Below are 24,889 nucleotides of genomic sequence, written 5' to 3' on the forward strand. Positions count from 1 at the left end.
CTCAGCCGCCGATCGCGGACATCGGCCGGGCCGGCTGGAGGAACTTCGGGTCGTCGATGCCGTGCCCGGCCCGCTTGGTCCACATCGCCGCGCGCCAGCGATCGGCGATCTCCTCGTCGGTGGCGCCGCCGCGCAGCGCGCCCCGCAGGTCGGACTCCTCCCTGGCGAACAGGCAGTTGCGCACCTGGCCGTCGGCGGTCAGCCGGGTGCGGTCGCAGTCGCCGCAGAACGGCCGGGTGACGCTGCCGATCACACCGACCTTGGCCGGTGAGCCGTCCGGCTCGGTAAACCCGTCGACCAGCCAGGTCTCGGCCGGCGCGCCGCCCCGCTCGGCCGGGTCGGGCAGCAGCTTGAACTCCGCCTCCAGGCCGGCCAGGATCTCCGCCGCCGTGATCATGCGGGTGCGGTCCCAGGCGTGCTGGGCGTCCAGCGGCATCTGCTCGATGAACCGCAGCTGGTACCCCTCCGCGAGGGCGAACCGCAGCAGCGCCGGCGCCTCGTCCGCGTTGATGTCGCGCATCAGCACCGAATTGATCTTGACGGGCGTGAGCCCGGCGGCCCGCGCGGCGGAGAGGCCGGCCAGCACGTCGGGCAGCCGGCGCCGGTGGGCCAGCCGCTCGAACCGCTCGCCGTCGAGCGTGTCCAGCGAGACGTTGACCCGGTCGAGGCCGGCCTCGCGCAAGGGGCGGGCCAGCCGGTCGAGGCCGATGCCGTTGGTGGTCAGCGAGAGGCGGGGGCGCGGGCTCAGCTCGGCGGCGGCCGCCACGATCTTGACGAGCCCGGGGCGGATCAGCGGCTCACCGCCGGTGAAGCGCACCTCGTCGACACCGAGCCGCTCGACCGCCACCCGGACCAGGCGGATCACCTCGTCGTCGGTGAGCACGACCGAGCTGGGCAGCCAGGGCAGCCCTTCGACCGGCATGCAGTAGTTGCACCGTAGGTTGCACCGGTCGGTGAGCGAGACCCGCAGGTCCGTCGCCACCCTTCCGTACCGGTCGGCGAGGCCCGCGGTGGTCATCTCTTGACGTTACCGCGTCAAGCGCGCAGTGCGGCCTCAGCCGCCGTCCGTACGGCCGATCGATACGCCCCGCCGAAGAGCGCGGTGTGCACGAGCATCAGGTGGAGCTGGTGCACCGGCACCCGGGCCGGCCAGCCCTCGGCGAGCGGCCACGCCTCCCGGTACGCGGCGAGCACCCGGTCCAGGTGCGGCACGCCGCCGAAGAGCGCGAGCTGGGCGAGGTCGGTCTCGCGGTGGCCGCCGTGCGCCGCGGGGTCGACGAGCCAGGCCCGCCCGTCGGCCGCCCACAGCACGTTGCCCGGCCACAGGTCACCGTGGATGCGGGCCGGCGGCTCGCTCCCGCCGTACCCGTCGATGCGGTTGACCACGTGCTCGACCAGGGCGACCTCGGGCGCGGAGAGCGCGCCGTTGTCGGCCGACATCCGCAGGTAGGGGACGAGCCGGTGCGCGGCGAACCAGCCCGGCCACGGGCCGGGCGAGGGGGTGTTGTCCGCGGGCAGCGCGCCGATGAAGCCCGGCCACTGCGCGCCGAAGGCCGCCGCACCGGCCCGGTGGGTGGTGGCCAGGTCGCGCCCGAGACGCTCCGCCGCCCGCGGCGTCGCCGCGCCGGGCTCCACCCACTCCAGCGCCAGCAGGTCGGGCAGCGCGACCACGACCTCCGGCACGGGCGCTCCGCTGGCGTCGCGCAGCCACCGCAGCCCCGCGGCCTCCGTTTCGAAAAACCCATCTGGTACGGGCTGTGTGGCCCCGCCCCACGACTTGGCGAACAGGGACGCGCCGTCGTCGAGCGTGAGCCGGGAGGCGGTGCAGATGCTCCCACCGGGCACCGGCGTCTCCCTGATCCGCTGGTGGGTCAGGAAGGCGGGGAGGTGCTCTGGATGCGCCCGGAGGTACGCGAGGTCCATGCCGACCACTCTTACCAAGTGGGTGTCGCCCACGCCGTAACCGGGGTAAGCATGACGTCATGGCGGTGACGATCCGGTCGTACCGGCCCGGCGACCACAGCGCCGGCCGGCGGTTGTGGGTCGAGTTGGCCGAGCGGCACCGGGCGCTCTACGACGACCCCGGCTTCGGCGGTGCCGATCCCGGCGCGGCGTTCGAGGACTACCTGACCCGGCTCGACCTTTCCGGCATGTGGGTGGCCGACCACGGCGAAGACGGCGTGGTGGGGCTGGTCGGCCTGATCATGAAGGGCCGGGCGGGCGAGGTGGAGCCGGTCGTGGTCACCGAGTCCCATCGTGGCCAGGGCATCGGCCGGGCGCTGCTGGGCCACGTCGCCGACGAGGCCCGCCGGCGCGGGCTCTCCTATCTGACGATCTCGCCCGAGTCGCGCAACGTGGACGCGATCCGGAGCCTGCACGCGGCCGGATACGACGTGCTCTCCGCGCTCCAGCTCACGCTCGATCTCGGCCGCCGGGAGCACGCCGGACACCAGGACATCGACATTCACGAGCTTCGGTTCAAGTCCTGAGCTGGTTCGCTACGGAGCGTGCCTGTGGATAACCCGAGTGTCGTCCACAGGGTCTTCTGATCTCACCCTGGTCACCGCCAGGCTCCCCGGCATGACTCCGCTCGCCCTCCGGACGCCGGCCGATCTGCTCGGCGCCATCCCGTTCCTGCTCGGCTTCCACCCGAGCGACAGCGTCGTGGTGGTGGGGCTCCGCGCCCGCCACGTGGTCTTCGCCGCCCGGGGCGACCTGGGCGAGCCGCCCGGCTTCGTGGAGTACGTGACGTCGGTCGTCATGCGGCAAGACGTCGACTGCGCCGCCGTGGTGGGCTACGGGTCGGACGAGCGGGCCCGCGAGCCGGTCACCGCCATCCGCGCGGCCCTGGAGCGGCACGGCGTGGGCGTGCTCGACACGCTGCGCGTGGCCGGCGGCCGCTACTGGTCCTACGCGTGTCCCGGCGACGGCTGCTGCCCGCCGGAGGGCACCGCGTTCGACCCGGTGGCCAGCCCGGTGGCGGCGGCCGCCACCCACGCCGGCCACGTGGCACTCCCCGACCGCGACGCGCTCGTGCGGCAGATCGAGCCGGTCGGCGGCCTCACCCGCGAGTCGATGCGCCAGGCGACCGAGCGCGCTGCCACGCGCCTCGCCCGCCACCTCGCCTCGTCGCGCCCCGGCGACCTGCTGGGCAGCCGGGCGGTGCGCCGGCTGGGCGTCGCCGCCGTGCGCGAGGCGATGCGCCGCCACCGCGAGGGCGGCCACCTCACCGACGACGAGGTGGCCTGGCTGACCGTGCTGCTGGTGCACCTGCCGATCCGCGACTACGCGTGGGAGCGCGTCGGCGCCGACGACTGGCACCTGGAGCTCTGGGCCGATGTGCTGCGCCGGGCCGAGCCCCACCTGGTGCCGGCACCGGCGAGCCTGCTCGCGTTCGCGGCCTGGCGCTGCGGGCAGGGCGCGCTCGCGCTGGCCGCGGTGGAGCGGGCCAAGCGCTCCGACCCGGCCTACTCGATGGCCCGCCTCCTCGACGACGTGCTGCACCGCGGCATCCCACCGTCCACCCTGGAGGCGTTCCCGATGCCGCCGCACGCCCGAGCCGGCGGCGGCCGCCCCCGCCGCCGCGCCAAAGCCTGACCGCCGCCGGGCCCGCGTTTTCGCGGGGCTCGGGGTTGTGTGACAGCGGAGGGTGACGCTGCGGGAACGCACCCCAAGAAAGCGCTCCGCTGCGCTCCACGTTTCCCCGGGGGCCCCGCGCAACGGTCCGGACCACCACGGACGTCGCGGTAGCTCGCCTCCGCCTCTCGAAACGGGGTCCGCTAGTGCCTGATCCGCTCGTGGCTGGTGTAGACGTTCATCGTGCCGCCGCGCAGAAAGCCGACCAGCGTGATGCCGGCCTCGGCGGCCAGGTCACCGGCGAGCGTGCTGGGCGCGGAGACGGCCGCGAGCATCGGCAGGCCGGCCATCCACGCCTTCTGGGTCAGCTCAAAGCTGGCCCGGCCGGAGACCAGCAGCACGTGGCCGCGGAGCGGCAGCCGGCCCTCCCGGGTGGCCCAGCCGATCAGCTTGTCGACCGCGTTGTGCCGGCCCACGTCTTCGCGGAGCACGACGAGATCGCCCGAGGGGGTGAAGAGGCCGGCAGCGTGCAGCCCGCCGGTGCGCTCGAAGACCCGCTGGGCCGCGCGCAGCCGGTCCGGCAGGGCGGCCAGCACCCGCGCCTCGACCTCGATCGGGTCGCCGGCCACGTCAAACCGCGACCGGGTGCGGATCGCGTCGATGCTGGCCTTGCCACACACGCCGCAGGAGCTGGTGGTGTAGAAGTTGCGGGCCGGGTCGGTCTCCGGCGGCGGGACGTGGTCGGCGAGCACCACGTCCACGACGTTGTACGTGTTGGGGGTGTCGGTGCCCGCGCAGAGCTGGGCGGTCACCACGTCGCCGGCTTCCCGGATCACGCCCTCGGTGAGCAGAAACCCGACTGCCAGGTCGATGTCGTCACCGGGCGTGCGCATCGTCACCGCGAGCGGGCGCCGCCGCGCCGGTCCGGCCGGCCCCACCCGGATCTCCAGCGGCTCCTCCGCGGCCAGCGTGTCCCGCCGCCGCACGGTGCCCCGCCCAGCCGTGTCGATCGTGAGGACCGCGCGCCGGTCTGTCGCCCTGCCCATCCACCCATCTTCCTAACACCGGTATGCGACCTTCCGCCCGGCGTCCCTGGACCGCCTCCTGGACCTCGCCTCGCACCCACAAGATCCACCAGATAGGCCCTAGGGTCTGCCCGGTGGGTCTCGCGGACGCGGGCGCCCAGTGCGGTCACCGCACCAGGCCGGCGGAGACCTGCCAGAAAGACGCTACTCCCCAATTCGTGCCACCCGTCCGTCGACGGCCCATCGGCGGGCCGGCGGCCTCCGAAGCCCTCTACAGAAGCCGGCCTTCAAGCCGGGTCACGAGGGAGGAAACCCGATGGGTTCGAGGAAAGGAACGGTGCGGCGGGTATCGGTCACCGCGACCGCGCTGACCGCTGGCCTCGCCGGGGCGGCGCTGGTGGCGGTGGCCACCGGCATGGTCTCGATCGGCACGTGGGTGCCGGGCAGCGGCGGTGACGACGCGCAGGCCGAGCTCGCCGGTTCGCGGAGCCGGGCCGGCGACGGGTACGGCGACCGGGGTGACCTCTTCGTCGTCACCCAGGACAACCGCCTGTACCGGTTCGACAACCTGGGCAGCGGCCGGCAGGAGCTGAGCGTGGCCGTCACCGGACTGGCCGCCGGCGAAAAGCTCGTGGGCATCGACACGCGCCCCGCCAACGGCCAGCTGTACGCGGTGGGCAGCACCGGCCGCCTGTACGTGGTCGACCCGGCCACCGGTGCCGCGGCGCCGGTCGGCACGGCGTTCGCGCTCTCCGGCAAGCGGTTCGGCGTCGACTTCAACCCGACCGTCGACCGGCTCCGCGTCATCAGCGACACCGGGCAAAACCTGCGGATCGACCCCACCACCGGGGCCGTGGCCGGCACCGACACGACGCTCAACCGCAAGGGCGTGACCGCGGCGGCGTACACGAACAGCGTGGCGGGCGCGACCTCCACCGCGCTGTACGACATCGACAGCAACAAGGACGTCCTGGTGCTCCAGGGCACCAAGCCCGGCGTGACGCCGCCGGTCTCCCCCAACACCGGCCAACTCTTCCCGGTCGGCCGCCTCGGCGTCGACGTGCTGGGGCTCGACGGCTTCGACATCGCGGGCGCGGTGAAGGGTGACAGGTTCGACGAGGGCGACTACACGGCGCTGGCCGCCGTGCGGGTCAAGGGCGACGGCGACACCGGCCGCCTGGTCCGCGTCGACCTGCGCACCGGCAAGGCGAGCGCCCGGGGCAAGCTGCCCAAGGGCGTCGTGGGCATCACCGTCTCGGCCGGTGGCCCGACCACCGTGTACGCCACGACGGCCCGCAACGACCTGGTCCGCTTCGACCGCGACTCGCTGCGGATCCGCTCGCAGCAGCCCATCACCGGCCTCGCTCCGGGCGAAAAGGTGCTCGGCATCGACGTGCGCCCGGCCAACGGCCAGCTCTACGCGCTCGGCAGCACCAACCAGATCTACACGGTCAACCCGCGTACGGCCGCCGCGACCGCGGTGGGCACGCCGTTCAGCCCGGCCGTCTACGGCAGCGCGGTCGGCTTCGACGTCAACCCGACCGTCGACCGGCTCCGCGTGGTCACCTCGTCCGGGCAAAACCTGCGCATCGTCCCCGACACCGGGGCGGTCGCGGGTGTGGACAAGCCGCTCGCGTACGCCGCCGACGACCGCAACGCCAAGGCGAAGGCCAAGGTGGCGCACGCCGGCTACACCAACAGCTTCGCTGGCGCGACGGCCACGACGCTGTACGACATCGACACCGGCATCGACGTGCTGGCCGTGCAGGCCCCGCCAAACGACGGCGTGCTGCGTACGACCGGCAAGCTCACGCTCAACGTCGACTCGGCCGGCGGCTTCGACATCGCCGCCGACGGTGAGGCGATCGCCGCGCTCTCCCGCTCCGGCGGCAGCCGCATCTACGCGATCGACCTGCGCTCCGGCAAGGCCCGACTGATCGGCAAGCTGGGTCGGGGCAGCATCCTGACCGGCCTCGCGGTCGCTCCGCGCGGCGTACTGGCATAACTCGCACAGACCGCCCCGGTCCTATCGTGGGAGGGCCGGGGCGGGTGCGTGTGTGGGGCTCAGTAGTCGGGCCAGAACTCGCCCCACACCTCGACCGCCGGGATCGGGTCCCAGGGGTACACGGTGGAGCGGCACTCGGCCGTAGACATGCGGAAGTAGTCCATCTCCTCAGCGAAGCCGCGGACGGTACTGCCGTCGGAGCAGCGCGCCACCGCCTGGTGCAGCCCGTGCATCCTGGTGCAGTAGGTCTGCGAGGCGTACGTGAAGCCCTGGTGCTCGTACGTGTAGAGGTAGCAGCCCTCGGGTGGGGTGGTCGTGAAGTAGGGGTCCGCCCGGGCGCGGTCAATGGTCGGGTTTCGCGCCGGGCGCTACATCAGGCGTGCCGCCGGCTACGGTCTGAGGTGTGTCGGGACTAGCGGCGATCGTGCTGGCCGGCGGTGCTGGGCGCCGCCTCGGCGGACCCAGCAAGCCCGCGCTGCCGGTCGCCGGCCACAGCATGCTCGACCGCGTGCTCGGTGCGGTGCGAGACGCGGCACCGGTCGTCGTGGTCGGGAGCCTGCCGGTGCCCGCGGGAGTCCTCAGCACGGTCGAAGACCCGCCCGGCTCCGGCCCGGTCGCCGCGACCGCCGCCGGGTTCGCCCTCCTCCCCCGCGACGTGACCGAGGTCGCCCTTCTCGCCGCCGACCTGCCCTTGCTGACGCCAGCCGCGATCACCCACCTCCGGCACCAACTGGAGGCGTCTACAGTGGACGGCGCGCTCTACGTCGACGTCGACGGCCGCCGCCAGTTCCTCTGCGGGGTCTGGCGCGCCGCTGCCCTGCGTTCGGCGCTGCACCGCCTCGCCGCCGGGCGCGGCTTGCCGGGTGCTTCGATGCGGGCGCTGCTGGCAGAGGTGGAGGTGCGCGAGGTCGCCTGGACGGAGCCCGGCCCGCCACCCTGGTTCGACTGCGACACCGACGACGACCTGCGGCAAGCGGAGGAGTGGGCCCGATGACCCTGGACGAGTGGACCGCGGCGGCCTGCGCCGAGCTTGGTCTGGATCCGGCCGACGCCAACACCAAGCTGGTGCTCGACCTCGCCCGCGACGTCGCGCACAACGTGGTGCGGCCGGCCGCGCCCGTCTCCGCGTACCTGCTGGGAGTGGCCGTGGGACGCGGCGCCGACCCGGCCGATGCCGCCGCGCGCCTGACCGCCCTGGCCGAGCGCGCCGGCGAGGGCCGGTGATCGAAGCTCCCCTCAAGTCGTTCTAGCGACGTGGCGGGAGCTTTGATCACAGAGCAGGTTCCAGGCGGATGACGATCTGCTTTGACGTCGGGGTGTTGGAGCCCTCGGCCGTGGAGTCGAGCGGGACCAGCACGTTCGCCTCGGGGAAGTACGCGGCGGCGCAGCCGCGGGCGGTGGGATAGGCGACCGCGCGGAAGGACTTCGCCCGGCGCTCCACGCCATCGGTCCACTCGGAGACCAGGTCGACCATGTCGCCGTCGGCCATGCCCAGCGCGGCCAGGTCATCCGGGTTGACGAAGACCACGCGCCGGCCCGCGTGCACGCCGCGGTAGCGGTCGTCCAGGCCGTAGATCGTGGTGTTGTACTGGTCGTGGCTGCGTACGGTCTGCAGCAGCAGCCGACCCTCCGGCACCCGGATCACCGAGAGCGGCCCGGCCGTGAAGTGTGCCTTGCCGCTCGGCGTCGGAAACTCCAGCCGGTCGCGGGGCGGGTGCGGCAGCGTGAAGCCGGCCGGATCGCCGACCTTCGCCTCGAAGTCGTCGAAGCCGGGCACCACCGCCGCGATCACCTCGCGGATCCTGCGGTAGTCGGCCTCGTACTCGCCCCACGGCACCGGCGATTCGGGCATCAGCGCGCGGGCCAGGCGGCTGACGATCGCGACCTCGGAGAGCAGGTCGGGCGAGGCGGGTGCCAGCCGGCCACGCGAGGCGTGCACCGACGACATCGAGTCTTCGACCGTCACGAACTGCTCGCCGGACTCCTGCCGATCGCGCTCGGTGCGGCCCAGGCAGGGCAGGATCAGGCTGGTCGTGCCGGGCACCACGTGTGAGCGGTTGAGCTTCGTCGACACGTGTACCGTCAGCGCGCACGAGCGCAGCGCCGCCTCGGTCACCGCCGTGTCGGGCGTGGCCGCCGCGAAGTTGCCGCCCAGCGCCATAAACACCCGCACCCGGCCGTCGCGCATCGCGCGGAGGGCATCCACCGTGTCGTACCCGCGGCGGGTCGGCATGGGCACGCCGAGCAGGTCGCCGGCGGCGGCCGACCACGGCGGCGGCTCGTGCCAGATGCCCATCGTGCGGTCACCCTGCACATTGGAGTGACCGCGCACCGGGCAGAGGCCGGCGCCCGGCTTGCCGAGCATGCCGCGCAGCAGTTGCACGTCGACGATCTCGCGGATGGTGGCGACCGACTCGCGCTGCTGGGTCAGCCCCATCGCCCAACAGACGATCGTCGCCTCCGACGACGCGAACATCCGGGCCGCCGCCCCGATCTCGTCGCGGGACAGGCCGGTCGCCGCCGCCACGTCGTCCCAGTCGAGGGTACGCAGAGCGGCGGTGTATGCGTCGAACCCGGTCGTGTACCGGTCTACAAAGGACTGATCCACCGCGGCCCACTCGACCAGCAGCGCGGCGATCGCGCGGAAGAGCGCCTGGTCGCCGCCGACCTTGATCTGCAGGAACCGGTCGGCCAGCGGCGTGCCCTTGCCCACGAGGCCGCGCGGCTTTTGCGGGTTGCGGAAGTTGATGAGTCCGGCCTCGGGCATCGGGTTGACGACCAGTATCTTTGCGCCCCGGCGCTTTGCCTCTTCGAGCGCGATGAGCATGCGCGGGTGGTTGGTGCCGGGGTTTTGCCCCACGACGACGATCAGCTCGGCACGGTGGATGTCGTCGAGCGTCACCGAGCCCTTGCCGATGCCGATCGTGCCGGCGAGGGCGACGCCGGACGACTCGTGGCACATGTTGGAGCAGTCGGGCATGTTGTTGGTGCCGTACGCCCGGGCGAGCAGCTGGTACAGGAACGCCGCCTCGTTGGAGGTGCGGCCGGAGGTGTAGAAGACCGCCTCGTCCGGCTCGGCCCCGCTCAGGTGGGTGGCGGTCAGCGCGAACGCCTCGTCCCACGAGATGGGCACGTAGTGGTCGGAGCCGGGGCGCCGCACCACCGGCGTGGTGAGCCGGCCCTGCTGTCCCAACCAGTGGTCGGACCGCTCGGCCAGCTCCGAGATCGGGTGCGCGGCGAAGAACTCGGGCGTGATCCGCCTCAGCGTGGCCTCTTCGGCGACCGCCTTGGCACCGTTTTCGCAGAACTCCGTGTGCGAGCGTGCACCCGGCCCCGGCTCGGGCCAGGCACAGCCCGGACAGTCGAAGCCGCCTGGCTGGTTGACGCGCAGCAGCGTGAGCGCGGTGCGCCGGACACCCATCTGGGCCAGCCCCGCGCCCAGCGCGTGCGTGACGCCCGGCAGCCCGGCCGCCGTACGTTTCGGCGTCTCGATCCGCAGGTCGCGGTCACCCGCATCGTCGTGCGGCGCCCCTTTCGCCATAGCTGCACAATAACTCCGTACCCGATGGATGACCGGTGGCGAGTTCGTGCCCCGACCGCTCGGTAGGGTGTGGCTGACGGACGGAGGCGATCATGACCGAGGACCAGGGCAGAGCCGGCGTAGGCGGCGAGCAGTCCCAGGAGACCATCCTGCTCGACGAGCCGACGACGGCCGACCTGCGCTCCAAGGTGACCGAGGCGTGGCGGGAGTTTGCCGCGGCGCTGGCGGCCATGCTCGCCAAGCTGCCCGCCGGTGCCAACGTGGAGCTGACCCTCGACCCGACCGCGTCCGGCACCGGCGACGCCGTGTACTCGGTAAACCTCTCCGTGGGCGACGAAGGCCAGATCAACGCGCTGGCGGTGGGCAACGCGAGCCTCCCGGCCGGATACCGGATGGACCGTGCGGCGGTCGCCGACCTCGTGGCGCTCGGGTGGTCGCCACCCGGCGTGGTCGAAGGCTCGGGCGAGCAGTTCGGCCTCCGGTCGAGCACCGCCGAGACCGGCCGCCTCGCCACCACGATCTCCCGGACCCTGCGCGACGTGTACGGCGCACCGCACCCCGCGTTCCTCGTCTACCTCGTGCACGACGCCGAGGACGAGCCGCTGCCGGTCGAACCGCTCGGCACCGCGCGCCCCGAGGCCCTGCTCGACGAAGACGAGGCCGAGCTTGCCGAGCGGGTGGTCCGCGGCGCCGAGTCCGAAGAGCTGATCGCGCTCGACGAGCAGGTACGCATGGTCGTGGCCGCGATGATGAAGAGCGCGCCCGACCAGCTCCAGGTCGACTCCGACGGCGACATCGGCATCCGCGCCGGCTCGGCGATGGTGTTCGTCCGGGTCCGCGACAATCCGCCGCTGGTCGACGTCTTCTCGCCGGTGCTCACCGAGGTGGAGCCGACCGAGCAGCTCTACGTCAAGCTCTCCGAGCTCACCAACCGCATGCCGATCGGCCGGCTCTACTGCACCAACGACACGGTGTGGGCGTCGATCCCGGTGTTCGGCCGCAACTTCCAGGCCACCCACCTGATGCTCGCCGTCCAGGTGATGACCGGCCTCGCCGACGAGCTGGACGACCGGCTGCACGGCGAGTTTGGCGGCAAGCGCTTCTTCGGCGAGGGCGACAAGCCCACCCACCGCGGCCCGGACGACGACCACCGCACCGGCATGTACCTCTAGAGCCCCCACGTCCGTGATCGAAGCTCCCGTCAAGTCGCTAGAGCGACTTCAAAGGAGCTTCGATCACAGCCCGTCTGCCCGAAAGCGCTTCTCCCGGCGGCAGCGGTCGTCGCCCTCGGGCTCGGGGGCGCGGTCGCGCGCCGAGCGGGCCGGAAGGTGCGTGACCGTCCATCCGAGACGGTGGTCGGTGGGGTCGATTCCCAGTGGTGCTGCCATCACTAACTCCAACTGAGCCAGGCTTGAGTGTCCAAGGTGGACATGTTGGTCGCCATGAGTCCGCTGTCCGAGACGGTCCAGAGGTCGTCGCCGATGACCAGGGAACGGCGGATCAGGCCGACGCCGGGCTGGCCGACCTTGGATTCGTGCGAGATCGTGCCGACCTCGGAGATCGCCGTATCACCGATGCGCAGCACCAGCGCGCCGTTGCCGCCCCGGTCCCGTTCCCACACCGACAGCGGCATCACCAGCAGCCGGTCTTCGGGCCAGTAGAGGAACGCGTGCGGGTCGTACTCGGCTTCCGAGTGGGCCGACTTGACGTGGTGCTGGGCGAGGCGGGCCGGACTGTCGAGATTGGACACGTCGAAGAGCGAGACCTGGGTGCCCTGTGTACGGCCCCGCTCCGAGGCCTCCTGGCCGACGCCGATCACGCGTCCCGGCTCGGCCGGATGCAGGTACGCGGAGTAGCCCGTGATCTTCAGCTCGCCCGCCACCCGTGGCTTGGCCGGGTTGGCGAGGTCCACTGTATACAGTGGGTCGGTCTGGCGGAACGTCACCACGTAACCGGTGGTGCCGGCGAAGCGTACGGCGTAGATGCGCTCGCCCTTGCCCAGCCCGGCAACCTTGCCGACCTCCGGCATCGAGTCGCCGGCCAGCCGCAGCACGTACACGGTGGAGCTGGACTTCGGCGCTTCGCCCCAGGTGCGGCCGCTGGTGGTGGCCACGCGCAGGTGACCGTCCCATTCGGACATCGCGTACTGGTTGATCAGCCAGCCGCGCACCGAGCCGGAGCCGACGTACGCCGGGCGGCCGGGCCGCGAGATGTCGAAGCGGTAGATCTCGGTGACCTCGTCCTCCGGCTTGGGCTCACCGTTGGTCCGCTCCAGCCAGCCCATGACGCGCCACCGCTGGTCGTTGGCGACGTAGAGGCTGGAGCCGTTGCTGTAGACGGTGTCGCCGTCGGCCACCACACCGACCGGGTCGCCGTCGCCGAGGCCGTCCGCGCCGAGTGTGAAGCTGAGCACCGTGACCATCGAAGTGCCCGAGTACGTGGCCGGGCGCGAGTAGCGCTCGCAGCCGAGCACCCCCTTGGCGGTGGTGCCGCCGGTGGTGACCGCGTAGCGCGGAAACCAGTCTTCGGCCGTCGCCTTGTCGATGACCCGCTTGTTGGCGGCCACCTGCTGCTTTTCGGTGCCGTGCTCGCGGTACGGGAAGTCGAGGCGCGGCGACGAGCGCACCACTACACGGGCGGTGTCGCCGACCTGCCGCGCGTCGACAAGCTCGCCGTCCACCTCGTACTCGCTGATCTTCTTCGGCGCCCCGGAGATGTCCAGGAGCATGAGCCGCGCGCTGGCCAAGCCGGCCGGGCGGGCGAAGTCTTTGGCGGTGTGCCAGCCGCCGCGGACCAGCACCAGTGCGCGGTCGCCGTGCAGCAGCAGGCTGCCCTCACCCCAGCGGACCGGATCGTCGCCGTCCGTGGCCAGGTCGAGCTCGCCGGTCAGCTTGCGGGAGGCGGCGTCGACCACGCGCACGGTGCCCTGCTGGACCGTCACGATCCGCCGGCCGTCGGTCTTGACCAGGTCCGGCTCGTCGACGCCGGCCTCATGCGTGTTGGTACCCGAGTAGCTGGGCGCCTTTTCCCGAGAGCTGGAGCCGGCGGCCGAGTCCTCCGCGGCACCCGCCGCTGCCCGCGCACCGCCGGCGAGGGGGATCGCGCCGCCGCCGAAGCCGTACGGCCCCACGTACTCCTTGGCGGCGTTCTTCATCAGCGCCAGCCCGTTGGCGCACGAGTCGAACGCGACGAGCCGGAACTGCCCGGCCGGCACGCCGGGGTCGTGCGGGGCGGGCGGGCTCGGCGGCTCCGGTGTGGAGGTACACCCGGCGAGAGCGACCAGCAGGGCGAGCGGCACGCCCGCGGCGACCGCGAGTCTCGGTGTCATGCCGGCTTTGACGCCGCGCCCCCGAAAGCCGTTCCCAGCGTCCCGGTGCCGATATCCGTCAGGTCGGCGCGGCCACCACCGTGGGGGAGTCGACCAGCCGGGAGAGCACGATCGTGCTGCGCGTCGAGGTCACGAAGGGTTGGGCGCGCAGCCGTTCGAGCGCGTCCTCCAGGTGGGCGATGTCCGCCGCGCGCAGGTGGACCAGCGCGTCCGCCTCGCCGGAGACCGTGTACGCCCCGACCACCTCGGGCAGGCGCCGCACCGCGACCGCGATCTGGGCCGGCGTGGTGCGGCCGGCGCAGAAGAGCTCCACGAACGCCTCGGTCGTCCAACCGACCGCGGCCGGGTCGATGACGGCCGTGAATCCCCGGATGACCCCGGCCGCGCGCAGCCGGTCGACCCGCCGCTTGACGGCCGGCGCGGAGAGGGAGACACGGGCGCCGATCTCCGCGTACGAAGCGCGGGCGTCGGCGACGAGCGACGCAATGATTCGCTGGTCTACGTCGTCGATCTGCAACGGTTCGCCCCTCTGACGCAAGATTTCCGGCTGTCACCGACCATGCAGCGTACCTACTCTTCTTGCGTGAGCCAGCAGCGCATGCCGCGAAACCGGACATATCTCATGTGCCCGCCCGAGCACTACGAGGTGGCGTACGCGATCAACCCGTGGATGGACACCAGCACCCCGGTCGACAGCGAGCTGGCGCTCAAGCAGTGGGAGCGGCTCCGGGAGACCCTGAGCGGCCTCGGGCACACGGTCCACGTGCTCGCGCCCGCGCCGTACCTGCCCGACATGGTGTATGCGGCCAACGGCGCTCTCACCGTCGACGGCGTCGCGTACGGGGCCCGCTTCAAGTACGCCCAGCGGACCGCCGAGGCCGCCGCGCACCGGGCGTTCTACGAGGCCGGCGGCTGGGAGTTCCGGGCGCCGGCGCAGACCAACGAGGGCGAAGGCGACTTCGCGTACCTGCCGGCGGCGTACGGCGGGCTGATCCTCGCCGGGTACGGCTTCCGCACCGAGCCGGCGGCGCACGCCGAGGCGCAGGACGTGCTCGGCCGCCCGGTGGTCTCACTGCGCCTCGTCGACCCGCGCTTCTACCACCTCGACACCGCGCTCGCCCCGCTCGACGACCGAGCCGTCGCGTACTACCCGGGCGCCTTCTCGGCGGCCTCCCAGCGGGTGCTGCGGCAGCTCTTCCCGGACGCGGTGCTGGCCGACGAGGCGGACGCGTACGCGTTCGGCCTCAACCTGGTCAGCGACGGCCGCAACGTCGTGCTCAACAGCGAGGCCACCGGGATGGCCCGCAAGGTCGAGGCGGCCGGATACGCCCCGGTGCTGGTCGAGCTCTCCGAGCTGAAGAAGGGCGGCGGCAGCGTCAAGTGCTGCGTGGCCGAGCTCCGCCCGCTCCGGCGCGGCTGAGCGGCCTCAGCCGAGCGTCGCCAGCTCGCTGAGCAGCACGTTCGACAGGACCTGGCCGTCCGGCCGCACCTGGCGCAGGTACCACTTCTGCTGCGGGGTGCGCGGCTGGTTGAACTGCCACGTGCCGCGCGGGCTGTCGATCTGGCCGACCCGGCCGAGCATCAGGTTGACCTGCTGGGCGGTCGGGCGCCCGCCGCACAGCCGGATCGCCCGGTCGAGCACCTGCGCCGCGTCGTACGACGCCATGGCGGACGCCGAAGGCAGCAGGTCGTGCTCGCGCTGGTACGCCGTCGCGAAGAGGCGGTTGGCCGCGTTGTTGAGGTCGGCCGAGTAGTTCATGGCGGTGAAGATGCCCGCGGCCTCCTCGCCCATGTCTTCCAGCGCGGTGCCTTCGGTGAAGCCGCCGGGAGCGTAGATGGTCGCCTTCAGCCCCTCGGACCGGTACTGCTTCACGAACTCGACCGCCGCCGGGCCGGTGTAGAACGCGTACACCACGTTGGCGCCGCTCGTCCGCAGCTGTCCCAGGGTCGGCCGGAAGAAGTCCTTGTCGGGCGCGACGGTCGCCTCGGTCCAGAACGTCTCGATCAGCCGCGCGTCGGTGGCGCCGAACGTCTGCCGGAACTTGTCCACCGCGTCCCGGCCGGTGTCGTCGGTGGGCGCGACCATGGCCACCCGCTGGCCACGGCCGACGACGCCGGTCAGGTAGCCACCCAGCGCCTGGCTGGGGTCGCTTTCGACGAACGAGGCGGACCAGATGTAGAGCACGCCCTGCAGGCTCCCAGGCACGCCGTTGGTGGCGATCAGCGGCACGGTGGCGCCCTCGATCGTGTCGCGCAGGCTGGCGAGCGCGGCCGAGTTTGCCACCCCCGTGAGCGCGAGCGCGCCCTGCTGGAGGAGCGAGTCGACGGCGGCTTTGGCGGACTTGGCGTCGGCGCCCTCGTCGGCGGTCACCAGCTGGACGGGGTGGCCGCCGAGCCGGTTCTGGTTGAGCTGGAGGTAGAGCTGGAAGCCGTTGACGAGGTCGTCGCCGATCACCTTCAGCGGGCCGGTCTGCGGCGCCACCAGCCCGATCCGGACCGGGTCGTCGCTGAGCTGCGGCTCGTTGTCGGCGCCGTCGTCCGAGGCGCACGCGGCGGCGAATCCAGTCGCGCCGAGCGCCGCGAAGAGTTTCAGCGCCTGACGGCGGTCTATCTGGGGCACGGTCACCCTTTCCCAAGGTCGGGGGCCGGATCGCGGCCCATCCGGCTGTCTACCCGGTTCGCGACGCTGCGTCAATGAACCTTTTTCAACCTGGGACCCAGGGTGTCTCAGCTAGAGATCAATACGGCCACGGTCTGGTTACGGGTGCATCGATTGCAGCGTGCTCTTCACGACCGGCCAGGCGCTCGACTGTGGGTCGATAAGGGCGAAATGCTCTGATTCGGGCAGTTCGATAAGTGAAACGTCTCCACCTTCGGCGCGGGCCGTCGCCGTGTACTTGCGACTGATCTCCACGGGAACGTGGCGGTCTCGGGCGCCGTGGATGATCACACTCCGTACACCCGGTGGTGTGCGAGCGGAGGGATCCGCCTCGGCGTACCGGTCGGGCACCTCGGTCGGTCCGCCGCCGAGCAGCGCGGCCACGGCGCCCTGGTCGAGGTCGAGCCGATGCGCCTCGGCCAGGTCGGCGACCGGCGCGAGCGCCACCACACCCAGCACCGGCGCGGGGCCGGCCAGCGCGTACCAGAGCGCGAGGTGGCCGCCCGCGGAGTGGCCGAGTAGCAGCGGCGGCGCCCACCCGAGCCCCATCAGTTGCGGGATCGCCGTCACGCCGGCCACGACGTCGGCGAACGTGCCGGGCCAGCCACCGCCCGGCTGCCCGGTCCGCCGGTACTCGAGCTGGGCCACGGGGTACCCGGCGGCGGCCAGGGCGGCGGCGAGCGGCGAGATGTGTGATCGATCCCACTCCGCCCGCCAGAAGCCACCGTGCACCACGATCACCAGTGGGCGGGCCTTGGCCCGCGGCGGAGGCATCCGCACGTCGGCGATCTGGTCAGGATGGTCGCCGTACCGCACTGTGGCGTCCGGCGGCGGGGTCGGGCGATGGAGGACGCCACGGGGGTCGCTGGACATGCCGGAGACGCTATCCCGCGGCGGTCTGGCGCTGTTGCCCCCACCGGTGGCCACCGGCCCGGACCCCTGAGCGAAGATGGACGGCATGACCGAAGCACCCCGCAAGCCGGAAGAGCCCGGCCCTGGTCCGGGCACCGTCGTGGTGGTCGGTCCGGACGGACGTCCGGTCGGCACCGTCGATACCGACGCGCAGGCCGAGGGCGAGGACCCGTCGCGTCTGATCGAGCAGCCGGCCAAGGTCATGCGCATCGGCAGCATGATCAAGCAGCTCCTCGAAGAGGTGAAGGCCGCGCCGCTCGACGAGGCCAGCCGCAGCCGCCTTCGCGAGATCCACAAGCGTTCGATCACGGAGCTCGAAGACGGCCTCGCGCCCGAGCTGCGCGAGGAGCTGGAGCGCCTGTCGCTCCCGTTCGAAGACGGCGCGACCCCGAGCGAGGGCGAGCTGCGGGTCGCCCAGGCGCAGCTGGTCGGCTGGCTGGAGGGCCTCTTCCACGGCATCCAGGCGGCGCTGGTGGCACAGCAGATGGCCGCCCGCCTCCAGCTCGAGCAGATGCGCGGCGGCGGTGGCCGACCCGCACTGCCCGCCGTGCCTGGCGGCCTGATGCCCGGCATGCCCGGCGGCGCCCAGCAGCCCCAGCCGGGCGAAGGCGGCCGCACCGGCCAGTACCTGTAGCGAGCCCGCAGGGATCCAATTTCAAGGGATGGGCTACCGCGATGTCCGTTGTGGTCCAGACCGTTGCTCCCGCGGCCTCACCCTCCGCGACCGCGTCCGGCATCGAGATCGTGGTACCTGGGTGCCCCCATCGGGGCACTGGAATACCACGATCACAATGCTAGCTATCCAGGTCGAAGAGCTTTTCGAGGTACGCGGCGACGCCGTCCTCGTCGTTCGAGAGCGTCACGTCATTGGCGATCTCGCGTACGGCGGGGTGGGCGTTCGCGACCGCGACGGCGTTGCCGGCCCAGGTCAGCATCGGTACGTCGTTGGGCATGTCGCCGAACGCCACCACCTCGGCCGGCGCGATGCCGCGCTGCTCGCAAAACCAGGCGAGGCCGGCCGCCTTGGTCACGCCGGCCGCGGAGATCTCGACGAGCCCCGAGTACGACGAGTGGGTCGCCTCGGCCAGCCCCTCGATCGCCGCGGCGACGATCCGGACGAACGTGTCCGGGTCGCGCTTACCGGCCCGGACCAGCAGCTTGACCGCCGGCACCGAGGCCACCTCCTCGGGCGTGGAGAGCACCCGGATCGTGGGGTCGCCGGCGTCCCAGAGCGTCGGCCACTCGGCGTCGTGGCGCAGCTCGCGCCCGTCCGCCACCTCGACGGCGAAGACCGCGCCGGGCACCTCCGCCCGCAGCCGCCGGGTCACCTCGGCGAGCAGTTCGGGGGCGAGCGGATCGGCGCGCAGGATGCGATCGGCGTCCGGGTCGTAGACGACCGCGCCGTTGGCACAGACCGCGGGGAGCGGCTCGTGCAGCTGGTCGTACACCTGGCTGAGCCACCGCACCGGACGGCCGGTGACCAGCACGACCACCGTGCCCCGCGCGGCGATCCGGGCCAGCACCCCGGCGGTGCGCGGGCTGAGCGAGCGGTCCTGCCGCACCAGCGTCCCGTCGAGATCCGTGGCGACCAGGCGCGGCGACTCTCCCATCAACGGGACAGTAGTCGATCGAGGTAGACCGCTACACCGTCGTCGTCGTTGCGCAAGGTCACCTCGTCGGCCAGCAGCCGGATGGTGGGGTGGGCGTTGGAGACCGCGACCCGGCCCCAGCCGGCCCACTCGAACATCGGGACGTCGTTGGGCATGTCGCCGAAGACCAGCACCTCGGCCGGGTCGACGCCGAGCAGGTCGGCCACGACGGTCAGGCCGGTGGCCTTGTCGACCCCGGGCGGGCAGATCTCCACGAAGCCGAGCCCGGCCTGGGTCACCGACGCCTGGTCCGGCCGTACGACCTCGCGGGCGGTGGCCAGCAGCGTGTCGACGTCGTGGTCGGCGGTACGCGCGAACGCCTTGATCACGTCACCGCTCAGGCACTCGGCCCGGGCCCGGCGCTCGAACCGGTCGGGGTAGCGCCAGGACGGGTCGAAGTCGCCCCACAGCGGTGCGCCCGGGCCGTCCAGCGCCTCCACCATCACCGTGAGCGGGCCGACCTTCGCCTCAAGATCGCTGATCAGCTGGGCCAGCACCACACCGGAGAGGCGCTCGTCCCGCAGCACGACCGGGCCGATCGGGTCGGTCTGGTCGATCACCCGGCCGCCACCGGCCATCACCAGGTAGTCGGCGGCCCGGATGTCGTTGCGGGTGAGCTCGGTCAGGCGCGGTCCACGCCCGGTCGCACCCACGATCGGGATGCCAGCCCCCCGGACCCGGTCGAGCACCTCATGGGTGAACTCGGACACGGTGTCGTCGCTGCGTACCAGCGTGCCGTCGAGGTCGGTGGCGATGAGTTTCGGCAGTCCCGGGCGGGGCATGGTTCCTCCTCACCCGGCCGGGACCGGGGCGGCGAATCCGCTTCCGGCACCGGCGGGGCAGCAACCGTACCTCACCGACCGCTACTCATCCATGACTTTCGTGCGACGTGAAGGTCACGCGGGCTCTAACACGTCTCGCCCGCCGAGGTACGGCTGGAGGGCCTTGGGCACGCGCACCGAGCCGTCCGGCTGCTGGTGGTTTTCCAGGATCGGGATGAGCCACCGGGTGGTGGCGAGCGTGCCGTTGAGCGTGGCGGCCATCTGGGTCTTGCCGTCCGCGTCGCGGTACCGGATGCCGAGGCGGCGAGCCTGGAACGTCGTGCAGTTGGAGGTCGAGGTGACCTCCCGGTAGCGGCCCTGTGACGGAACCCACGCCTCGCAGTCGTACTTGCGGGCCGCGCTCGACCCCAGGTCGCCGGCGGCCACGTCGATCACCCGGTACGGCACCTCGGCCTTGGCCAGCATCTCCTCCTGCCAGGCCAGCAGCCGCAGGTGCTCGTCGTGCGCCTCCTCCGGCCGGCAGTAGGAGAACATCTCCACCTTGTCGAACTGGTGCACCCGCAGGATCCCGCGTACGTCCTTGCCGTGCGAGCCGGCCTCGCGGCGGAAGCAGGTCGACCACCCCGCGTACCGGATGGGGCGCTCCAGGTCGAGGATCTCCCCCGAGTGGTACGCGGCCAGCGGCGCCTCGCTCGTGCCGACCAGGAAGAGGTCGTCTGCCTCCAGCCGGTAGACCTCGCTGGCGTGCGCGCCGAGAAAGCCGGTGCCCTCCATCGACTCCGGCTTGAGCAGCACCGGCGGGATGGCCGGCGTGAAGCCGTACTCGACCGCCTGGGCGATCGCGAGCTGGAGCAGGCCGAGCTCGAGCAGCGCGCCCACGCCGGTGAGGAAGTAGAAGCGGCTGCCGGAGACCTTCGCGCCGCGTTCCATGTCGATCGCGCGCAGCGCCTCACCCAGCTCCAGGTGGTCGCGCGGGCTGGCGAGGTCGGGCTTCTGGCCGACCTCGCGCAACACCACGAAGTCTTCCTCGCCGCCGGGCGGCGCGCCCTCCTCCACGACGTTGGAGACGGCCAGGTGCGCCTGGCGCAGTGCCGTCTCGGCCTGGGTGGCGGCCGTTTCGGCCGCCTTCACCTCGGCTGCCAGATCCTTGGTACGGGACAGCAGGGCGGCCTTTTCCTCACCCTTTGCCTGGGAGACCTGCTTGCCCAGCGCCTTTTGCTCGGCCCGCAGCACCTCGAAGGCCTGCACCGCCGCGCGGCGCTGCTCGTCGGCGCGGAGCAGCTCGTCGACCACGGACTCGGACTCGACCCGGGCTCGCTGGCTGGCACGCACGGTGTCGGGGTCGTCGCGAAGCAGGCGGAGGTCAATCACGACATAAAAGCCTACGTGCTTGGAGCATCCCGTTTTCCGTCGGGCGTGCCGGGTCTCGCATCCGGTGTGCCCGTCCTGCCGTCCGGTGCGCTGCCCCTCCGGTCTGCCGTGCTGGTCCTCCCGTCCTGCATCGGGACGAACGGCGCGGTGGGCGCGACCGTGAGGTCGGCCGGTGGCGGGAGGTCGCTGTCGAGGTCGTCTGCCGCCCGCGGCCGCCGCCACGGCCAGTCCAACTGCTCGGTCGCCTCGGGCGCGGGCCCCGCGCCGCCGTCCGCCCCGGGCACAGCCGGCTGGGCGGGTGGCGCCGGCATGAGGCGGCCGGCGAGGTACAGGGCGAGCGCGAACCCGGCGACCCCGAGGAAGGCCATGGTCACCCCGCGCCCGTACGCCAGCTCGTAGGACGGCCCCTGCGGTCCGACGAGGAAGTCGGCCGAGGCGAGCGCCGCGCTGTTGCCGTCGAGCCAGGCGGTGATGCCGACCAGGATCGCGGCGGACACGCCGGCGGCGGCCAGCCCGACGATCCGCACCTGGTCGCGGAGCGCGGGGCGGCCGAAGAGGACCAGGCTCAGGCACCCCACCATCACGAAGATCCCGATGAGGTATCCGGTGCCGAAGCCACCCAGGTCGACAAGGCCGGCGGTGACCGGCGGCGTCGGCCCGGGGCCGAACATGTCCTCCTGGGTGAACGTGATGGTCTGCCACTCCCCGACGATCGAGGCGAAGACGGCGACCGCGCTCAACCCGGCGATGACCGGCACCAGCCGCCAGTCGCGGCGCACGGCCTTGAATACCTGGGCGGCGCTCGGCCGCTTGCGGGCCGGCTCGTCGGCGCCGAACTCCACGACCGCCGGCTCGTCCAGCCGCGCGCCGATGTCCGCCTGTGGCTCCTGCGACACCGCTACAGGCTCTCTTTTTCCAATGTGCTCAGCAGCACGACGCGCGCCTCCGCATAGCGCGCGACCCCGGCCTCACGGACCAGCCGATGCTGGTAAACCACGGCCTCGCCGTCGTCGTCCTCCTCGACCCGCCAGTACTCCGGGATACCAGCGTCTGCATACTTCAGCGGCTTGGTGATGCGGTCGGCGGTCCGCGAGTCAGGCGAGACGATCTCTACGACAAGCTCGAACTCCCGCGCCGGGTGGTAGGCGATCTGCGGTGCGGATGGGTCGCGCAGCACCCCGACGTCGGGCGAATACACCTCGCCCGGCCCTACGACCAGTCCAGTTTCCGGATATGCCTCCAGGCCCTGGGCGGTGAGTAGGTGCAAGACGCGGTACAGCGTCCGCCCATGCCATGCACGCATCGCTGCTGCCGCCATGATCAGCCTTCCCTCAATCACTTCATATCGATACTCGCGAGGGAGGCTTTCCAGCATCTCCGGTGTCCACTCCATCGTCACCGGCAGCTCGATCGTCCGCATCGCGCACCTCCTGGCTAGCCCTCAACCAGGATAGGCATCAGTTTTGCTGGGTGCGGACTGACAACAGGGCGCCACCGAGCGCCAACACCAGGGGGGCCGCGATGCCGTACCCGACGCCGGGACCGCGCGCGGCGCGGACGTCGACCATCGCGAGCCCGCTCACGACGGTGTCCACCGAGGCGCCCGCCGCCCGCGCCCCGACCAGGCTGGCCAGCAGCATGCAGAGCACGCCCACCGCGAGCCCGGCCACCCCGGCCGCACGAGCCGAACCGCCGGTGGCCGCCGCCGCGCCGGCGACGAGGCCGAGCACCCCGAAGAGGGCGAGCACATACCACCAGCCGAGCTCCAGCTGAAACACGGCGATGCCACCAGAGTGCTGCAGATCCGAACCTTCGACGGGCACGTCCACCGCGAGCCGGTAGTGCGCCCAGGGGACCGCGAGCGCCAGCAGCGCGAGCACGAAACCGGCCGCCACGAGGGCGCCGCCACCCACCAACGCCACCCTCCGGGTCATAGCGGGATCGTCGCATCGCGGTGCCGATTGGGCTAGCGTCGGGTTCATGCCTATCCGCACCGCATCTGCCCGCTGGCAGGGCAATCTCACCGAGGGTTCCGGCCGTATCCGCACTGGTAAGGGCGGATACGAGGGGAACTATTCGTTCAAGTCCCGCTTCGAAGAGGGCGAGGGGACCAACCCCGAGGAGCTCATCGGCGCCGCCCACGCCGGCTGTTTCTCGATGGCCTTCTCCAAGGGTCTCGCCGACGCCGGCTTCACGCCCGACTCGGTCGAGACGACCGCCAAGGTGCACCTGGACAAGACCGACGCCGGCTTCACCATTACCCGCATCGACCTGGAGACGGTCGGCCAGGTGCCGGGCATCGACGAGGCCGAGTTCCTCAAGATTGCCGAGGGTGCCAAGGCAAACTGCCCGATCTCCCGGCTGCTCTCGCCCGGCGCCGAGATCACGCTCAACGCTCAGCTGGCCTGACCTCCCCGTCTTTCCCCGACGGCGCCGGGGTCTCCGGCGCCGTCGGTGAGCCCTGCGTTCGGGCACAATGACGGGTGTGCCCGTCGAGATGAGCCGGCAGCGCTTCGAAGAGCTGGTCAGCGAGGCCCTCGACGAGGTGCCCGAGGAGTTGCTCGGCCTGATGAGCAATGTGGTGATCCTGGTCGAAGACGACTCACCGCCCGGCGAGCCGGAGCTGCTCGGTGTGTACGAGGGGTACGCGCTCACCCAGCGCGGATGGGACTACGGCGGCGTGCTGCCCGACCGGATCACCATCTACCGCAACCCGACGCTGCGCATCTGCGACACCGAGGACGACGTGGTCGAAGAGGTGGCGATCACCGTGGTCCACGAGATCGCCCACCATTTCGGCATCGACGACGAACGTCTGCACGAGCTGGGCTGGGGTTAGGCCTGAACGGCCTAGGTCAACTCTTGCTGACGCCGCCTACTCTCCGAGGCATGCGTAGCGCGTTGTTCTCTGCGGAGAACCTCGAAAAGGAGTCGGCGCAGCCCGGCATGCGGCTGCAAAACTCCAAGATGTTGAAGATCGAGCTCAATGGCGAGTGCATGGCCCGCACCGGTGCCATGGTCGCCTACCAGGGCCAGGTCCAGTTTCAGGCGCTCGGCTCGGGCGGCATCGGCAAGTTTCTCAAGCAGAAGCTGACCGGTGAGGGCGTTCCGCTGATGAAGATGACCGGCCGCGGCGACGTCTTCCTCGCCGACCTCGCGTCGGACGTGCACCTCATCGACCTGGAGCCGGGCGACGCCCTGTCCATCAACGGCTCCAGCGTGCTGGCCTTCGACTCGACGCTCCAGTACGACATCAAGATGGTGCAGGGCATGGGCATGCTCTCCGCCGCCGGCCTGTTCAACTGCGTCTTCTCCGGGCAGGGCCGGATCGCGGTGACCACCAAGGGCACCCCGGTCGTGCTCAACGTCGACCAGCCCACGTTCGTCGACCCGCAGGCCGCGGTCTGCTGGTCGGCAAACCTGCAGACCGGCTACCACCGGGCCGAGCAGCTCGGCCTCGGCACGCTGATCGGGCGGCGCACGGGCGAGGCGTTCACCATGAGCTTCGCCGGCCAGGGCTTCGTCGTCGTGCAGCCCTCCGAGGAGCCTCCGGTGCAGGGGAGCGGCCAGCAGCAGAGCAGCGGCGGCCTGGGCGGCCTGCTCGGCGGCTAGCCCTTTCCAGACCGGAAATTCTGAGCTACCGCGACGTCCGTTGTGGCCCGGACCGTTGCGCGGGTGCGTTCCCGCGGCCTCACCGTTCGCGTGTTTAGCCTCCGGCGGGAGCGCTCCGGGCCATGACGACGGCGCTGGGCCTAGCTTGATCTTTAACCTTGACGGTCGGGTGTGGACCCCGGTCGATCATGTGGACAGCCCTTGGTTGATCATTCTTCTTGTCGAGGGAAGAACGTCAACATCCAAGGGCTGTCTGTGGTCAGTGTGCATGATCGACGTCCGGGTGACGCGGTCGGGGACCTGTCGTGGTTTCGGCAGGAGTTGCTGGGCTGTATGTCGCGGCGTGCGGATGCGTTGTTCGAGTTGTGTGACGCGGTGCTGTGCGCCGATGGGCCGGTCCGCTCGTTGGTGGGGTTGTCGTTGGTGGCC

At 71.7% G+C, this 24,889-nt stretch carries 27 protein-coding genes and 1 pseudogene; 12 read left to right on the forward strand and 16 right to left on the reverse strand.

The window, feature by feature from the left end; all coding sequences use genetic code 11:
- Position 1: 1 nt before the first annotated feature.
- Together moaA and RB614_RS21450 are read right to left on the reverse strand one after the other, a co-directional pair.
- Positions 2-1,018 (reverse strand): GTP 3',8-cyclase MoaA, encoded by a 1,017-nt coding sequence (gene moaA, locus RB614_RS21445; protein WP_308714350.1) that lies wholly within the window; start codon positions 1,016-1,018, stop codon positions 2-4.
- A 17-nt stretch (positions 1,019-1,035) separates the two neighbouring features.
- Positions 1,036-1,923 (reverse strand): fructosamine kinase family protein, encoded by an 888-nt coding sequence (locus RB614_RS21450; protein WP_308714351.1) that lies wholly within the window; start codon positions 1,921-1,923, stop codon positions 1,036-1,038.
- A gap of 59 nt (positions 1,924-1,982) precedes the next feature.
- On the opposite strand from RB614_RS21450, the gene RB614_RS21455 reads away from it, so the two are divergent.
- Together RB614_RS21455 and RB614_RS21460 are read left to right on the forward strand one after the other, a co-directional pair.
- Positions 1,983-2,489 carry a GNAT family N-acetyltransferase gene (locus tag RB614_RS21455; protein ID WP_308714352.1) on the forward strand — a complete coding sequence of 169 codons (507 nt, stop codon included), beginning with the start codon at positions 1,983-1,985 and terminating at the stop codon, positions 2,487-2,489.
- A gap of 67 nt (positions 2,490-2,556) precedes the next feature.
- Positions 2,557-3,597, forward strand: a complete 1,041-nt coding sequence (locus tag RB614_RS21460; protein ID WP_428983080.1) for a DUF4192 domain-containing protein — start codon at positions 2,557-2,559, stop codon at positions 3,595-3,597.
- 182 nt (positions 3,598-3,779) lie between these two features.
- Here RB614_RS21460 and fdhD read toward each other — a convergent pair whose 3' ends face one another.
- A complete protein-coding gene (gene fdhD / locus RB614_RS21465; RefSeq protein ID WP_308714354.1) occupies positions 3,780-4,622 on the reverse strand; it encodes a formate dehydrogenase accessory sulfurtransferase FdhD in 843 nt (280 codons plus the stop codon).
- Positions 4,623-4,938: 316 nt separating this feature from the next.
- Here fdhD and RB614_RS21470 point away from each other — a divergent pair, with 316 nt between their 5' ends.
- Entirely contained in the window at positions 4,939-6,606 is a 1,668-nt protein-coding gene (locus RB614_RS21470; protein WP_308714355.1) for a DUF4394 domain-containing protein, read from the forward strand.
- A 59-nt stretch (positions 6,607-6,665) separates the two neighbouring features.
- Here the strand turns inward: RB614_RS21470 and RB614_RS21475 are convergent, their stop codons facing one another.
- Complete coding sequence (locus tag RB614_RS21475) at positions 6,666-6,839, reverse strand: hypothetical protein (protein ID WP_308714356.1); 174 nt, start codon at positions 6,837-6,839, stop codon at positions 6,666-6,668.
- A 170-nt stretch (positions 6,840-7,009) separates the two neighbouring features.
- On the opposite strand from RB614_RS21475, the gene mobA reads away from it, so the two are divergent.
- Together mobA and RB614_RS21485 are read left to right on the forward strand one after the other, a co-directional pair.
- Complete coding sequence (gene mobA, locus RB614_RS21480; protein ID WP_308714357.1) at positions 7,010-7,600, forward strand: molybdenum cofactor guanylyltransferase; 591 nt, start codon at positions 7,010-7,012, stop codon at positions 7,598-7,600.
- Positions 7,597-7,830, forward strand: a complete 234-nt coding sequence (locus RB614_RS21485) for a DUF6457 domain-containing protein (RefSeq protein WP_308714358.1) — start codon at positions 7,597-7,599, stop codon at positions 7,828-7,830. Before mobA ends, RB614_RS21485 begins: the two co-directional genes overlap by 4 nt.
- Before the next feature lie 46 nt (positions 7,831-7,876).
- Here RB614_RS21485 and RB614_RS21490 read toward each other — a convergent pair whose 3' ends face one another.
- Complete coding sequence (locus RB614_RS21490) at positions 7,877-10,147, reverse strand: FdhF/YdeP family oxidoreductase (RefSeq protein WP_308714359.1); 2,271 nt, start codon at positions 10,145-10,147, stop codon at positions 7,877-7,879.
- 92 nt (positions 10,148-10,239) lie between these two features.
- Here RB614_RS21490 and RB614_RS21495 point away from each other — a divergent pair, with 92 nt between their 5' ends.
- Complete coding sequence (locus tag RB614_RS21495; protein ID WP_308714360.1) at positions 10,240-11,319, forward strand: T3SS (YopN, CesT) and YbjN peptide-binding chaperone 1; 1,080 nt, start codon at positions 10,240-10,242, stop codon at positions 11,317-11,319.
- Between the two features lie 63 nt (positions 11,320-11,382).
- Here the strand turns inward: RB614_RS21495 and RB614_RS21500 are convergent, their stop codons facing one another.
- The 3 genes from RB614_RS21500 to RB614_RS21510 are packed head-to-tail and all read right to left on the reverse strand — an operon-like array spanning position 11,383 to position 13,992.
- Positions 11,383-11,535 carry a hypothetical protein gene (locus tag RB614_RS21500; protein WP_308714361.1) on the reverse strand — a complete coding sequence of 51 codons (153 nt, stop codon included), beginning with the start codon at positions 11,533-11,535 and terminating at the stop codon, positions 11,383-11,385.
- Between the two features lie 2 nt (positions 11,536-11,537).
- Positions 11,538-13,475, reverse strand: coding sequence for a beta-propeller domain-containing protein (locus RB614_RS21505; RefSeq protein WP_308714363.1), 1,938 nt, complete (start codon positions 13,473-13,475; stop codon positions 11,538-11,540).
- 58 nt (positions 13,476-13,533) lie between these two features.
- Positions 13,534-13,992, reverse strand: a complete 459-nt coding sequence (locus RB614_RS21510) for an Lrp/AsnC family transcriptional regulator (RefSeq protein ID WP_308714364.1) — start codon at positions 13,990-13,992, stop codon at positions 13,534-13,536.
- 66 nt (positions 13,993-14,058) lie between these two features.
- Between RB614_RS21510 and ddaH the strand changes: the two genes are divergently transcribed.
- A complete protein-coding gene (gene ddaH, locus RB614_RS21515) occupies positions 14,059-14,895 on the forward strand; it encodes a dimethylargininase (protein WP_346434205.1) in 837 nt (278 codons plus the stop codon).
- Between the two features lie 6 nt (positions 14,896-14,901).
- On the opposite strand, the gene RB614_RS21520 is transcribed toward ddaH, so the two are convergent.
- Positions 14,902-16,095, reverse strand: coding sequence for an ABC transporter substrate-binding protein (locus tag RB614_RS21520; protein WP_308714365.1), 1,194 nt, complete (start codon positions 16,093-16,095; stop codon positions 14,902-14,904).
- 138 nt (positions 16,096-16,233) lie between these two features.
- Positions 16,234-17,007 (reverse strand): alpha/beta hydrolase family protein, encoded by a 774-nt coding sequence (locus tag RB614_RS21525; protein ID WP_308714366.1) that lies wholly within the window; start codon positions 17,005-17,007, stop codon positions 16,234-16,236.
- Positions 17,008-17,092: 85 nt separating this feature from the next.
- Between RB614_RS21525 and RB614_RS21530 the strand changes: the two genes are divergently transcribed.
- Positions 17,093-17,680, forward strand: coding sequence for a bacterial proteasome activator family protein (locus tag RB614_RS21530; RefSeq protein WP_308714367.1), 588 nt, complete (start codon positions 17,093-17,095; stop codon positions 17,678-17,680).
- A gap of 160 nt (positions 17,681-17,840) precedes the next feature.
- On the opposite strand, the gene RB614_RS21535 is transcribed toward RB614_RS21530, so the two are convergent.
- The 6 genes from RB614_RS21535 to RB614_RS21560 all read right to left on the reverse strand — a co-directional run bounded on the left by RB614_RS21535 (position 17,841) and on the right by RB614_RS21560 (position 22,782).
- On the reverse strand, positions 17,841-18,656 hold the full coding sequence (locus RB614_RS21535; protein WP_308714368.1) for an HAD family hydrolase: 816 nt from the start codon (positions 18,654-18,656) through the stop codon (positions 17,841-17,843).
- A complete protein-coding gene (locus tag RB614_RS21540) occupies positions 18,656-19,477 on the reverse strand; it encodes an HAD family hydrolase (protein ID WP_308714369.1) in 822 nt (273 codons plus the stop codon). The genes RB614_RS21535 and RB614_RS21540 overlap by 1 nt, the downstream gene beginning before the upstream one ends.
- Positions 19,478-19,591: 114 nt before the next feature.
- Positions 19,592-20,848, reverse strand: coding sequence for a serine--tRNA ligase (gene serS, locus RB614_RS21545; protein WP_308714370.1), 1,257 nt, complete (start codon positions 20,846-20,848; stop codon positions 19,592-19,594).
- Positions 20,849-20,859: 11 nt separating this feature from the next.
- On the reverse strand, positions 20,860-21,744 hold the full coding sequence (locus tag RB614_RS21550; protein WP_308714371.1) for a hypothetical protein: 885 nt from the start codon (positions 21,742-21,744) through the stop codon (positions 20,860-20,862).
- A gap of 2 nt (positions 21,745-21,746) precedes the next feature.
- Complete coding sequence (locus RB614_RS21555) at positions 21,747-22,268, reverse strand: Uma2 family endonuclease (RefSeq protein ID WP_308714373.1); 522 nt, start codon at positions 22,266-22,268, stop codon at positions 21,747-21,749.
- Between the two features lie 37 nt (positions 22,269-22,305).
- Positions 22,306-22,782 carry a hypothetical protein gene (locus RB614_RS21560; protein ID WP_308714374.1) on the reverse strand — a complete coding sequence of 159 codons (477 nt, stop codon included), beginning with the start codon at positions 22,780-22,782 and terminating at the stop codon, positions 22,306-22,308.
- 46 nt (positions 22,783-22,828) lie between these two features.
- Here RB614_RS21560 and RB614_RS21565 point away from each other — a divergent pair, with 46 nt between their 5' ends.
- From RB614_RS21565 to RB614_RS21580, 4 genes and pseudogenes are all read left to right on the forward strand, one after another.
- Positions 22,829-23,257 carry an OsmC family protein gene (locus tag RB614_RS21565; protein WP_308714375.1) on the forward strand — a complete coding sequence of 143 codons (429 nt, stop codon included), beginning with the start codon at positions 22,829-22,831 and terminating at the stop codon, positions 23,255-23,257.
- 67 nt (positions 23,258-23,324) lie between these two features.
- On the forward strand, positions 23,325-23,687 hold the full coding sequence (locus RB614_RS21570; protein WP_308714377.1) for a metallopeptidase family protein: 363 nt from the start codon (positions 23,325-23,327) through the stop codon (positions 23,685-23,687).
- Between the two features lie 50 nt (positions 23,688-23,737).
- Positions 23,738-24,460: an AIM24 family protein gene (locus RB614_RS21575; protein ID WP_308714378.1), complete on the forward strand. Its 723-nt coding sequence runs from the start codon at positions 23,738-23,740 to the stop codon at positions 24,458-24,460.
- 255 nt (positions 24,461-24,715) lie between these two features.
- Positions 24,716-24,889 (forward strand): annotated as a pseudogene (locus RB614_RS21580) (NF041680 family putative transposase); the annotation flags it as partial.

Source organism: Phytohabitans maris (assembly GCF_031085175.1).
Lineage (GTDB): Bacteria > Actinomycetota > Actinomycetes > Mycobacteriales > Micromonosporaceae > Phytohabitans > Phytohabitans maris.